Origin of the sequence: Bradyrhizobium sp. STM 3561 (assembly GCF_045571455.1) — a bacterium.
In the GTDB taxonomy this organism is placed as follows: domain Bacteria; phylum Pseudomonadota; class Alphaproteobacteria; order Rhizobiales; family Xanthobacteraceae; genus Bradyrhizobium; species Bradyrhizobium vignae.
Map to the genome: position 1 here is coordinate 3,024,165 of NZ_CP120695.1, position 12,181 is coordinate 3,036,345.

Sequence of the window (12,181 nt, forward strand, 5' to 3'; positions counted from 1 at the left end):
TTTCGATGAGCCTCCCCAAAGACGACGCCGCAGTGCTGTCGCCGCGCTGGACCGAAGGTGTGCTGCTCAAGCGCGACGTGTTCTCGACCGTCGAGCGCGGCCGCTTCCGCAGCGAAAGCGGCGAGATCGACGCGGTGCTGCGCCGGCTCGATGAGGTGCCATGGTGGTCGTTCCTGTTGGCACGCCATCTGTTCGCCCGCGAGAAGCATGCGCTGCTGCGCGCCAAAGGCCTCAACGCCGGTCCCGAGCTGCTGTGGGCCGGGCGCCGCGCTCTGGTGCGCGGCTTCGTCGACGGCGTCGCACTGCATCTGGCCAAGCCGCATGGCGATCTCGCCTATTTCCGCTCGGCCAAAGCCGTGCTGCGCCGGCTGCGCCGCGCCGGCATCTGCCACAACGATCTCGCCAAGGAGCAGAACTGGCTGGTCGGCCGCGACGGCAGGGCCTATGTGACCGACTTCCAGCTTGCAGCTTGCTTTAACCGCCGCGGCCGGCTCTATCGCATCCTCGCCTATGAAGACCTGCGGCATCTGCTCAAGCACAAGCGCTCCTACGCGCCGGAGGCGCTGACGCCGCGGGAGCGAAAGATACTGGCGAAGAAGTCGTTCGCCGCGAGCCTGTGGCTTGCCACCGGCAAGAAGGTCTATCGCGCCGTCACCCGCGGCCTGTTCAATTTCACCGACCGCGAGGGTGGCGGCCGCAGGCTCGTCAACGACGCGCCGGTCCTGGCCGAACTGATCCTGCGGAATCCTGCCGTGCGCGATGCCGCCATCGTCGCCTTTGCCGACCGGCGCTCCGGCGTCGGGCTCTATGCCTTCGTCGAAGCCGATCAGGCCGCGCTCGAAGGCCAGCTCCGCAGCGAGCTTGCCGCCGCCAACGGACCGAAGCCACCCGAGCACATCCAGGTCGTGCACGCCCTGCCACGCAACACCAGCGGCAAGCCGCGCACCGAGGTCCTGCAACTCGTCGCCATGAACCAGCTCGACCTGATCGAGCCGATGATGACGAACGAGCAGGACCGGGCCTTCCTCAAGGACATCCTGGAGCAGCGCAAGAACCTTCGCGACCGCTTCAATTTCGAGGCGAACCTGCCGACGAGCTAGCGCGGGGTCTGCGCCTTGAAGCGTCCACATTGGCGGTGGAGAAGCGTACGGACAAGGCTGGGTTGGGAAAGATCATGGGCGCTCGGGGAGCGATAATACATCGTGTGGTTGGCGGGATGATCGCTGGCCTTCTGTTGCTGGCAGGCACGCCCGCGATGGCCGACTCGCCGGCCGAGTTGATCTCGAGCTTCCGTCTCAAGCATGGCGAGATCCGCGTCGTCCGCGATGCCACGCTCGACCGCATTGCCATGGATCAGGCCCGCGCGATGGCGGTGAAGGATGACCTGAGCCACGACGCACTCGGTCCGTTCAACCGCCGTGTCGCACCGGCGGGCGCGGGGCGCGCCGCCGAGAACATCGCCTACGGGTATGACAGTTTCGAGAAGACGTTGGGTCAGTGGATCGACTCGTCCGGGCACCGCAAGAACCTGTTGCTGCACAACGCCTCTCGCGTCGGCCTTGCGAGCGCCAAGAATGCCAGCGGCAAGCGCACCTATTGGGCCATGGTAATCGCCGGCGATTACGAGCCGAAGGGCAAGGGTAAAGGCAAGAAGGACAAGGAGCCGCTGGTTGCCGTGAAGCGCGAGGCTGCTCCGGCAAGCAAGCCCAAATCCAGCAACTGCCACATCAAGCTGCTCAGCCTCTGCATCTGAAACGAGACCGGGCCGTCTTGCTCGCAGTCTTCGACGTGTCAAACTCATGCACGAACGTCCAGGAGGCGGAGGCGCAAGTGATCGACATCGAGCGGATACGTGCTGAGACACCGGCCGCCTCGCGGCTCGTATACCTGCATAATGCCGGTGCGGCCCTGATGCCGGCGCCCGTTGTCGCGGCGATGAAGCAGCATATCGATCTCGAAAGCGATTTCGGCGGTTATGCCGCTGCCGACCGTGAATCCGATCGGCTCGACGCGATCTACGGCTCGGTCGCGCGCCTGCTCAATGCCGCGCCCGATGAGATCGCACTTGTCGAGAACGCGACCGTTGCCTGGCAGATGGCGTTCTACGCGCTGCCGTTCCGCGAGGGCGACCGCATCCTGACCGCCGAGGCGGAATACGCCGCCAACTATGTCGCCTTTCTTCAGGCCGCGAAACGAACCGGCGTGACGATCGACGTCGTGCCGAGCGATTCCGGCGGCGAGCTCGACGTGCACGCGCTCGAACGCATGATCGACGAGCGCGTGAAGCTGATCGCCATCACCTGGGTGCCGACCAATGGCGGGCTGGTCAATCCCGCCGCGGCAATCGGCAAGATCGCACGGGCGCACGGCATTCCCTATCTGCTCGACGCATGCCAGGCGGTCGGACAGATGGCGGTCGACGTCGAAGCCATCGGCTGTGACATGCTGTCGGCGACGGGGCGCAAATTCCTGCGCGGCCCGCGCGGCACGGGCTTTCTCTACGTCCGCCGTGCGCTGCTGCAACGGCTCGAACCGCCGATGATCGACCATTTCGCAGCGCCCTGGGTCTCGCGCGATGAATATCGGCTCCGCGACGATGCGCGCCGTTTCGAGACCTGGGAGAACAATTATGCGGCCCGGCTCGGGCTCGGCGCTGCCATCGATTATGCGCTGGACATCGGCATGGATGCCATCGAGGAGCGCTGCCGGCTGCTCGCGGGCCGCCTGCGCCGCGGCCTTGCGGCCCTTCCCGGCATCACCATTCGCGACCTTGGGCGTTCGCCGGGTGCGATCGTCAGCTTCACGATGGCCGGGCACGGGGCGGACGACATTGTCGCAAGTTCCGCTGCAGCCGGCATCACGATCGGCGCTTCGGATCCATCGAGCACGCGCATCGATGCTGAGCTTCGCTCGCTGCCGCATCTCGTGCGGGCGTCACCGCATTATTACAACACGGAGGCCGAGGTCGATCGGCTGGTCGCGCATCTGGCGGACCTGACGTCACGATAGCAAAAGGAGCCGGCGCGACCGGCCGACGTGACGTCGGCCACGATCGCGCCGCCCTGACATCAAGCTCTTGTCGTCAATGCCGAGAGTTGGTCGGTATCAAAGCGGGCGCGCAAGGCGCTGATGGCTCGCGCATCCGGCGGCCCACTCGCCGTCAACTTGGCCAGTTCCTCGAAATAATGCTCGTGTCCCGGCGGGGAGACGGTCATGAGCACACGCGCGGGCTTCTCGCTCACGTTGGTGATGTTGTGAGCCACGCCCGAAGGAATGAAGAGAAAGGTCCCGGGGGTTGCCCGGACAACCTCATCCCCAACGTGCCATTCACACTCGCCTTCGAGCATGTAGAAGGTCTCTTCCTGAACACGATGCACGTGCCGGCCGGTGGCAAATCCGGCCGGAATCGTCCAGTCGAACATACTCGTGTGCCTGGTGTCCTCGCCGGTCACCAGGAAGCCCATGGGTTTGCCGCGCAGCACAACCCCTTCGGACTCGCCTGGCCTGCGGATCACGTGTTTCACGGTCATGTACCCCTCCATCGCTTGTTGCAGTCGCGATAGTGATCCAGGCCAGCCCGAAAGTGGTGAAGCCGATCGGAAAACGTTGCAAAAAACCTGCGAAATGTGCCCTTCTTCGGCGATGGCCGCGATCCTTGAATTTGGTCCCTTTCGGCTCGATGCCGAGGCGGGAATCCTGTTCCACGGGGCTGAGCCGACGGGACTCGGCCGGCGGGCCGTGCTGCTCCTCGCCCTCCTCGTCCGGCAGGCTGGCGCGCCAGTTTCGAAAGATGCCTTGATCGAGGCGGCCTGGCCCGGCCAGGCCATTGAGGACAGCAATCTGACGGTCCAGATCGCGGCGGTGCGGCGCACGCTGGCTGACATCTCCGGCGATGCACATTGGATCGAAACGTTGCCGCGCCGCGGCTATCGCTATGTCGGCCCCACCGTGACGACGTCCGATCCGGATCGCGCACAGGCAGCGCCGCAAGCGCCGCCGCTGACACTGCCCGACAGGCCGTCGATCGCGGTGCTGCCTTTCACGAACCTAAGCGGCGATGCGGAGCAGGATTATTTCGCCGACGGAATGGTCGACGACATCATCACCGGGTTGTCACGCATCAACTGGCTGTTCGTGATCGCGCGGAATTCCACATTCGCCTACAAGGGCCGTGCGGCGGACGTGAAGCAGGTCGGCCGCGAGCTTGGTGTACGCTACGTCCTGGAAGGCAGCGTCCGCAGGACAGGCACGCTGGTCCGCATCACCGGCCAGTTGATCGATGCGGCGAGCGGAATGCACGTATGGGCCGAGCGATTTGACCGCCGGTCCGAAGACGTCTTCGCCCTCCAGGATGACATTGCATTGTCGACCGTCGGTGCCATCGCGCCCAGCCTGCGGCGTGCCGAGATCAACAGGGTCAAGCGCAAGCGGCCGGACAGCCTGGATGCCTATGATCTCGTCCTGCGCGCCCAGCCGGACGTTGACTCCGGCATGCCCGCCCAGGTCAGCCAGGCGCTCGTGTTGCTTGAGCGTGCGATCGCGCTCGAGCCTGCGTATGCGCTCGCGCACGGCAATGCAGCAATGTGCCATCACTGCTTGTTTCTCCGGGCCGGTCTGCAGCAAGCCAATCGCGAGGCTTCGATCCGCCACGCGCGCTCGGCCATCGTCCACGGCCAGGACGACGCACTTGCGCTCACGCTCGCGGGCTTTTCGGTCGGCATGGACGGGCACGATCGCTCCGCGGCATTCACCGCGTTCGAGGCCGCGCTCGCCATCAGCCCATCATCGGCGCTGACCTACATTCTCGGAAGTGTCGTGCTCGGCTGGGGCGGAGATTCCGACCGCGCCATCGAATGGAGCGAGCAAGGCCTGCGGCTCAGCCCGTTCGATTCCTGGGCTTTCGCCGCATTCGACGCCCAGGCGCTCGGGCACTTCCACCGCGGCCGATATGAGGAGGCGTGCCGCGCCGCTTACCGCTCGGTTCAGGCCAATCCTCGCCACAGCATCACCTATGTGCAATTGGCCGCAGCGCTGGCAAAGCTGGGACGATTGCAGGAGGCGAAGGCAGCGGCCGCGCGGGTGCTGGAGCTACACCCGACCTTCCGCTACGGCCGTCAATTTCAGGGCGTCAACTGCGCGCCGGCGCTGGCCTCCTCGCTGGGCGACGCGCTCCGCGTTGCGGGCCTTCCCGAGTAGCGCTCGGCTCGGCCTCGCGTTGCGCTCAAGCGCACCGCGCGCTCAGTCCGGATGCGCTGAGCCGGGCCATCACCTCGTCGAGATGGGCGGCATCACGGGTCTCGATGACGAGCTGCAGCAGCGTCGCCTTGGCCGGCAGGTCGGAAAAGGTCCGCTGATGCGAGACCTCGATGATGTTCGCACCCGCCTCGGCCAGCAGGGCCGCTACCGCGGCAAGCTGTCCTGGTCTGTCGGGAATATCGAGCGACAATTGCGTCAACCGCCCCTCGCGCGCCAGCTCGCGGGTGAGGACGGAGGCGATCAGCCGCGTGTCGATATTGCCTCCGCTCAGCACCAGGCCGACCTTCTGGCCGACAAAGCGGGACGGATCGGACATCAGCGCGGCAAGGCCGGCGGCGCCGGCGCCCTCGACAACAGTCTTCTCGATCGAGATCAGGGTCGCGACCGCGCGCTCGAGCTCCGCTTCGCTAACGAGCGCAATGTCGTCGACGAGGCGGCGGACGATCTCGGTGGTGATCTTGCCCGGCGATTTCACCGCAATGCCCTCGGCGAGCGTATCGCCGCGCGCCGGCAGATTGCCGTCATGGATGGCGTTGTACATCGAGGGATAGAGCCAGGCCTCGACGCCCAATATCCGCAGCGACGGTTTGATCGATTTCGCGGCAATGGCAATGCCGCTGATCAACCCGCCGCCGCCGATCGGGACGACCAGCGTATCGAGCTCCGGGACCGCCTTGAGCATTTCCAGCCCGATCGTGCCCTGCCCCGCGATCACGAGCGGATCGTCATAGGGATGGACGAAGATCATGCCGTGCGCTTCACCATGGCTGCGCGCAAAGGCGGCCGCCTCTTCCAGCGTCGCGCCCGTGACCACCACCTCGGCGCCGTGATGCCTGGTGTTCTCGATCTTCACCATCGGCGTGCCGATAGGCATGACGATGGTGGCGGGAATGCCGAGCCGCTTGGCGTGGTAGGCGACGCCCTGCGCGTGATTGCCCGCGGACATTGCGATCACGCCCCGCGCGCGCTCTTCCGGCGTCAGCGCGGTCAGCCGGTTGAGCGCGCCGCGCTCCTTGAACGAGGAGGTGAACTGGAGGTTCTCGAATTTGAGCCAGATGTCGCAGCCGCAGATGCTGCTCAGCGTGCGGCTGTAGTTGCAGGGCGTCTCGACGACGGAGCCCTGGATGGTCTCGGCGGCAGCGCGAATGTCTTCCGGTGCGACCGAAAGGCCGCTGACTTCGGAGGACGTGGTTTGGGACAAGTCAGCCATGGGACAGCATAGAGCATTTCGCCGGCCCAGGCGATAAGCCAGCCTCTATTTGGTAAATTCACGTGATCGCGAGGCGCGCCACAGTGTCCAGAGCGTGCGCAGCCGCGACGACGGCTGCAGCGTAAACGGGTTTCGTCCCGGACGCGAGAGGCGCTTGAGATCGGCCTGCGCCTGGCTCAGCGGTAGAAACGCCGGCCGCACGGACGGCGCCACCTGCGCCAGCAGCGACGACGACGCCGTCATATGCTGCCGGGCTTCAGCCGCAAGCTGCTCCAGCACCGCGTGGAGACTGGGTGTCTCCTTGCCGGCGAAGACATCCTGCATGCTGCAATTGTGCCTCTCGAGCACCTGTTGCGGCAAGAACAGCTGCCGGTGCGCGGCATCGCGCGGCAAATTGGCTATGACCTGCACGAGGCCCTGCGCCAGTCCGGCATGACGAGCGAGATGCTCGACCGCCTCCGATCGTGGTCCCATGATCCGGGCAGCGAGATCGAACAGCGCCGATGACGTCGCCGCCAGATACCCCTCCAGCGCGGCCATGGTCGGCATCGGGTCATTGTAGAGATCGAACTGGTGCTCGTCGGCAAGCAACGACAGCGGCTCGACGGGCAGGTCGAAATCGCGGATCGCGCGCAGCAGCTCGGCCGCCACGGGATTGCCCTCAGCGCTGCCATGGACATGGCCCGACAGCATGTCGGTCCACCATTGCAGGCGGATTTCGCCGGGCAATGGCTGGCTCACCTGGTCGCGGACGCGCACGATCTCGACATTGAAGGCATAGAGCGCCAACAACGCGCGGCGCTCGGCGGCAGGCGCGAACAGGGTCGCGGCATAGCGCGGAAAGTCATGGCTACGCACGAGATCGGCGCAGAAGGCAACGGAGTCGGGCGGCGGCGCAGCGCGGCTCATGGCACGGCGATCAGCGCGGCTGCGACGCGCCGCCGTTCGCCGATCATGATGTTGTAGGTGCGCACGGCCGGGCCGGTCTGCATCGCGTCCAACACCACCCTCACCGCCTTGAGCGCCTGGCGGAGCTCCGGCGGGGGCAGCCAGAGCCCGGTTCCGGTGCCCACGAGCAGCGTGTCGATGCTGTTGGCGGCTGCGAACACCCGATCCAGCGAGTAGCGATCGATCTTCTGGGGGTCCGTCACATCCCAGGCCCAGATCGCGTCGGGCAGGCACAGCAGCGATCCTCGATGCGACATGCCGGCAAAGGCGAAGCCGCCCTTGCCATAGGCATCGATCGGCGCCGAGCGCGGGAAGTGCGGAGCGTTGGGATCGCCGGCCATGAGCTTCGTCCGAATGGGCTTACTGCCCCCGCAAACTCCTGCGAGGGCATGAGGTTCGGATCATGCCTTGCTTTTCTTCGCCGGCGTAGCGGAATCGGGCGCATCCTCGCGATGCTCGCCGACGCCGAGATAGATCAGGATCGGCGCCGCAATGAAGATCGAGGTGTAGGTGCCGACCAGCACCACGCCGAACATCATCACCGCGGTGAAGCTGTGGATCGCGTGGCCGCCGAACAGCAGCAGAGCGAGCAGCGCCAGCGTCACTGTGAAGTGAGTGATGATCGAGCGCGACAGCGTCGAGTTGATGGACTCGTTGAGCAGCTGCGGCATCGGCATCTTCTTGTAGCGCCGCAGCATTTCGCGGATACGGTCATAGATGACGACGGTGTCGTTGAGCGAATAGCCGAGGATCGTCAGGAGCGCGGCGATGCTGGTCAGGTCGAAATCGACCTGGCTGATCGACATGAAGCCGATCGTCAGCACGATGTCGTGCACGTTGGCGATCATCGCGCCAAGCGCGAACTGCCATTCGAAGCGGAACCAGAGATAGATCAGGATGCCAACGATGGCGAGCATCAGGCCGAGCATGCCGTAGGCCAGGAGCTCACCAGCGACACGCGGACCGAGCACCTCGGTGCGCTGAATGTCGACGCTGTCGCCGAGCGCGCCTCGAAGCTTCTGCAGGGCCGCCTGCTGTGCGGCGTCGCCACCCGGCTGTTCCGCAACGCGGATCAGCACGTTGTCGGGGCCGCCGAACTGCTGCAACTGAATTTCGCCGAGACCCAGGGCATCGAGCTTGGTGCGCATCGCCGCGATGTCGGCGGTGCCTGACCTCGCCTTCACCTCCAACAGCGTGCCGCCCTTGAAGTCGATACCGAGGTTCAGGCCATGGGTGAAGAACAGCGTGATCGCGACGATCGACAGCGCCGCCGAGATCGGGAAGCTGATGCGGCGGAAGCGCGTGAAGTCGAAATGCGTATCATCGGGGACGATGCGCAGCGACGGTAGGACGCCAAGCGCGGCGACCACGGTGAGGACGGCAATCAAGATGCCAAGCCCGATGAGAATGTAGTGATTCACGGTCTTGGCTCCTAGATCGGCACGCTCTGCGGCCGCCGCCACCGCACCCACCATGCCACGATCAGCCGGGTCAGCGTGAACGCGGTGAACACCGTGGTGATGATGCCGATGCCGAGCGTCACGGCGAAGCCGCGCACCGGGCCGGTGCCGATGTAGAACAGCACCGCGGCGGCAATGAAGGTGGTGATGTTGGAATCGAGGATGGTCGCGAGCGCGCGCTTGAAGCCGGCATCGATCGCCGAGATCGCGTTGCGTCCGCCGCGCAGCTCCTCGCGGATGCGCTCATAGATCAGCACGTTGGAGTCGACCGCGATGCCGACGGTGAGCACGATACCGGCGATGCCGGGCAGCGTCAGCGTGGCGTTGAGCAGCGACAACAGGCCGAAGATCATGGCGACGTTGATGGCCACCGCGATGTTCGCGAACACCCCGAACAGCCGATAGGTTACGAGCATGAACACGATGACGAGGATCGAACCGACATAGGCGGCGAGCTCGCCCTTCTCGATCGAGTCCTGGCCGAGGCCCGGACCGACGGTGCGTTCCTCGACCACCGTGAGCGGCGCCGGCAGCGCGCCGGCGCGCAGGAGAATTGCGAGATCGTTGGCCGATTGCACGGTGAAGTTACCGGAGATCTGGCCTTGGCCGCCGGTGATCGGCTCGCGGATCACGGGCGCCGAGATCACCTTGTTGTCGAGCACGATGGCGAAGGGCAGTCCGACGTTCTCAGTCGTGGCCTGCGAGAACTTGCGGGCGCCCGAGGTGTTGAACTTGAAACTGACGACCGGTTCGCCCGTGCGCTGGTCGAAGCTCGCCTGGGCGTCGGTCAGGTCACCGCCAGCGACCAGCACCTGCTTCTTGACCACGTAGGGCGTCGGCGGCGGCGATGCGCTCATCAGCAGCTCGGATTCCGGCGGCAACCTGCCCGCTTGCGCCTGATCAGGCGGCACGGAGGTGTCGACCATGCGGAATTCCATCTTCGCGGTCTTGCCCAGCAGCTCCTTCAGGCGCGTCGGGTCCTGGAGACCGGGGACCTGCACCAGGATGCGGTCGTTGCCCTGGCGCTGGATCACGGGCTCGACGGTGCCGAGCTCGTTGACGCGGCGTTCGACGATCTGGATCGACTGCTCGATGGTCTTGCGCATGCGGTCGAGCATCGCAGCCTGCGGGATGGACAGGCGGATCACGCCGCTTCCGGCATCAGCCACCTCCAGGTCGCGCTGACCGCTGGATCCCATCAGGCCGCCCAGCGGCTGGGACAGCTCGCGCAGCTTGGCGAGTGCGGCCTGCGCATCGGCTTCCTTGGTGATGCGAACCTCGACTGCGTCGTTGCGCACGGTGACGCCGCCGGTGAAGCCGATCTTGGCATCGCGCAACGTCCGGCGAACGTCGTCGCGGATTTGGTCGAGCCGCTCCTTCTTCACGTAGCTGGAATCGACCTCCAGCAGCAGATAGGAGCCGCCCTGGAGGTCGAGGCCGAGGACGAGCCGACGCTGCGCCCAGGCGGGCCAGGTCTTGACCTGTGCCTCGGGGAAGAAGTTGGGGACCGCGCAGAGGCACACGATCAGCGCCGTCAGGATAATCCCCAGCGCCTTCCACCGCGTGAAATACAACATCGACTGGACCTGTCAGATCAGGAAACTTGAGACTCGCGGTGAAGCGCTCACTTCGCCGCGGTGTCGTCCTTGGCGCTTTCCTTCGAGCTTTCTTTGGCCGGCTCGCCCTTGGCACGCACGCCCGAGATCATCTGGCGCATCTGCCGCACGCGGACGCCGTCCGAAATCTCGAACTCGATCTGGTCGTCATCGACGACCTTGGTGACCTTGCCGACGAGGCCGCCCGAGGTCACGACGGTGTCGCCGCGTCGAATGTTCTTCACGAGTTCGGCGTGATCGCGGACCTTCTTCTGCTGCGGACGCAGAATCAGGAAGTACATGATCACGAAGATCAGGGCGAACGGCAGCAGCGACATCAACATGCTGTTGGTGTCGCCGGCACCCGCGGCCTGGGCATACGCAGGGGTAATCAGCATTCGGACGATCCTCGTGAGAACGGGGGAAGGCCGGTCAGGCCCTCAAGGCGACCGGTTCGGTCAAATTCGCGCGGACTATAGCGGCCATTGCCCCAATTGCAACGCTGCCAGACCGCCCTTTTGGGCCACCTTGCGGCGCGCCATGAGGCCCGATAAGGCTGCGTTCTCAGGAACTTCGGACATGCCCAAAAAACCAAGCAAAAGCCCGGCCGGCAAAGGCCCCCGCACCCCTGCCAGGAAGCCCGCCCGCGTCGCGGCAAAACGCCCCACGGCAGCCCCCAAGGCTATCACCAAGACAGCCCCAGACGTCTCTCAGGAACGCATCGTCCGCGCGCTGGAGACCATTGCGGCGCACCTCTCCGCCCAAGGCAGGCCGGCAGTCGAGGCCGAGTCGTTCAAGCGGGCGGATGCCTACGTCTGGCACCCGGACGGGCGCCTTGCGGCCGTACCGCGGGTCAGCCGTGTGGAGCTGTTCCTCCTGAAGGGCGTCGACCGGATGCGTGACATCCTGATGGAGAATACCGAGCGTTTCGCCAACGGCCTGCCGGCCAATAACGCCCTACTCTGGGGCGCCCGCGGCATGGGCAAGTCGTCGCTGGTGAAGGCAGCGCATGCCAGCATCAACGCGGAGCGCAAACCCGCCGACAAGCTCAAGCTGATCGAGATCCACCGCGAGGACATCGAAAGCCTGCCGGCGCTGATGGAGCAGCTGCGCGCCTCCTCCTTCCGCTTCATCGTGTTCTGCGACGACCTGTCCTTCGACGGCAACGATGCCTCCTACAAGTCGCTCAAGGCCGTGCTCGAAGGCGGCATCGAAGGCCGGCCCGAGAACGTCATCCTCTACGCCACTTCCAATCGCCGCCATCTGCTGGCGCGCGAGATGATCGAGAACGAGCGGTCGACCGCGATCAATCCCGGCGAAGCGGTCGAGGAGAAGGTCTCACTGTCGGATCGTTTCGGCCTCTGGCTCGGCTTTCACCGCTGCAGCCAGGACGAATACCTCGCCATGGTGCGCGGTTATTGCAGCCATTTCGACATCAAGATCGACGACGAGGCGCTGGAACGCGAGGCGCTGGAATGGTCCACGACACGCGGCTCGCGCTCGGGCCGCGTCGCGTGGCAGTTCGTGCAGGAGCTTGCGGGTCGGCTGGGCGTGAAGCTGACGGCGCGGTAACGGGAGCTCTTGCCCCGCCCATAACGGTCATTCCCCGCGAAAGCGGGGAATTCAGTACGCCGCGGCCTATCGGCCAACAGTAAATCTCTGGAATACTGGGTCGCCCGGTCAGGCCGGGCGACGACACCGTTCGTGTGGGG

Annotated in this window: 12 protein-coding genes; 5 read left to right on the forward strand and 7 right to left on the reverse strand. The window is 65.4% G+C overall.

Going from position 1 to position 12,181, the window contains the following annotated elements; all coding sequences use genetic code 11:
* The first annotated feature begins 5 nt into the window (after positions 1–5).
* From P6U28_RS14165 to P6U28_RS14175, 3 genes are all read left to right on the forward strand, one after another.
* Positions 6–1,100: an AMP-binding enzyme gene (locus tag P6U28_RS14165; protein ID WP_407122494.1), complete on the forward strand. Its 1,095-nt coding sequence runs from the start codon at positions 6–8 to the stop codon at positions 1,098–1,100.
* A 74-nt stretch (positions 1,101–1,174) separates the two neighbouring features.
* A complete protein-coding gene (locus tag P6U28_RS14170; protein ID WP_407123066.1) occupies positions 1,175–1,753 on the forward strand; it encodes a CAP domain-containing protein in 579 nt (192 codons plus the stop codon).
* 77 nt (positions 1,754–1,830) lie between these two features.
* Positions 1,831–3,009 carry an aminotransferase class V-fold PLP-dependent enzyme gene (locus tag P6U28_RS14175; RefSeq protein WP_407122495.1) on the forward strand — a complete coding sequence of 393 codons (1,179 nt, stop codon included), beginning with the start codon at positions 1,831–1,833 and terminating at the stop codon, positions 3,007–3,009.
* A 59-nt stretch (positions 3,010–3,068) separates the two neighbouring features.
* Here the strand turns inward: P6U28_RS14175 and P6U28_RS14180 are convergent, their stop codons facing one another.
* A complete protein-coding gene (locus tag P6U28_RS14180) occupies positions 3,069–3,530 on the reverse strand; it encodes a cupin domain-containing protein (RefSeq protein WP_122406657.1) in 462 nt (153 codons plus the stop codon).
* A 112-nt stretch (positions 3,531–3,642) separates the two neighbouring features.
* On the opposite strand from P6U28_RS14180, the gene P6U28_RS14185 reads away from it, so the two are divergent.
* Entirely contained in the window at positions 3,643–5,196 is a 1,554-nt protein-coding gene (locus P6U28_RS14185; protein WP_407122497.1) for a winged helix-turn-helix domain-containing tetratricopeptide repeat protein, read from the forward strand.
* A gap of 25 nt (positions 5,197–5,221) precedes the next feature.
* Here the strand turns inward: P6U28_RS14185 and P6U28_RS14190 are convergent, their stop codons facing one another.
* From P6U28_RS14190 to yajC, 6 genes are read right to left on the reverse strand one after another with little or no spacing between them, the layout of a single operon-like run.
* On the reverse strand, positions 5,222–6,466 hold the full coding sequence (locus P6U28_RS14190; RefSeq protein WP_407122498.1) for a threonine ammonia-lyase: 1,245 nt from the start codon (positions 6,464–6,466) through the stop codon (positions 5,222–5,224).
* 45 nt (positions 6,467–6,511) lie between these two features.
* Positions 6,512–7,375 (reverse strand): phytoene/squalene synthase family protein, encoded by an 864-nt coding sequence (locus P6U28_RS14195; protein WP_122403135.1) that lies wholly within the window; start codon positions 7,373–7,375, stop codon positions 6,512–6,514.
* Entirely contained in the window at positions 7,372–7,755 is a 384-nt protein-coding gene (locus P6U28_RS14200) for an Mth938-like domain-containing protein (RefSeq protein WP_407122499.1), read from the reverse strand. Before P6U28_RS14200 ends, P6U28_RS14195 begins: the two co-directional genes overlap by 4 nt.
* A gap of 60 nt (positions 7,756–7,815) precedes the next feature.
* The gene (gene secF / locus P6U28_RS14205) at positions 7,816–8,835 is read right to left on the reverse strand and encodes a protein translocase subunit SecF (protein WP_122406656.1); all 1,020 of its coding nucleotides are present in this window, start codon (positions 8,833–8,835) and stop codon (positions 7,816–7,818) included.
* A gap of 11 nt (positions 8,836–8,846) precedes the next feature.
* The gene (gene secD, locus P6U28_RS14210; protein WP_407122501.1) at positions 8,847–10,451 is read right to left on the reverse strand and encodes a protein translocase subunit SecD; all 1,605 of its coding nucleotides are present in this window, start codon (positions 10,449–10,451) and stop codon (positions 8,847–8,849) included.
* Positions 10,452–10,498: 47 nt separating this feature from the next.
* Positions 10,499–10,867 (reverse strand): preprotein translocase subunit YajC, encoded by a 369-nt coding sequence (gene yajC, locus P6U28_RS14215; RefSeq protein WP_027576227.1) that lies wholly within the window; start codon positions 10,865–10,867, stop codon positions 10,499–10,501.
* A 181-nt stretch (positions 10,868–11,048) separates the two neighbouring features.
* On the opposite strand from yajC, the gene P6U28_RS14220 reads away from it, so the two are divergent.
* The gene (locus P6U28_RS14220) at positions 11,049–12,041 is read left to right on the forward strand and encodes an ATP-binding protein (RefSeq protein WP_122403133.1); all 993 of its coding nucleotides are present in this window, start codon (positions 11,049–11,051) and stop codon (positions 12,039–12,041) included.
* The last annotated feature ends 140 nt before the right edge of the window (positions 12,042–12,181 follow it).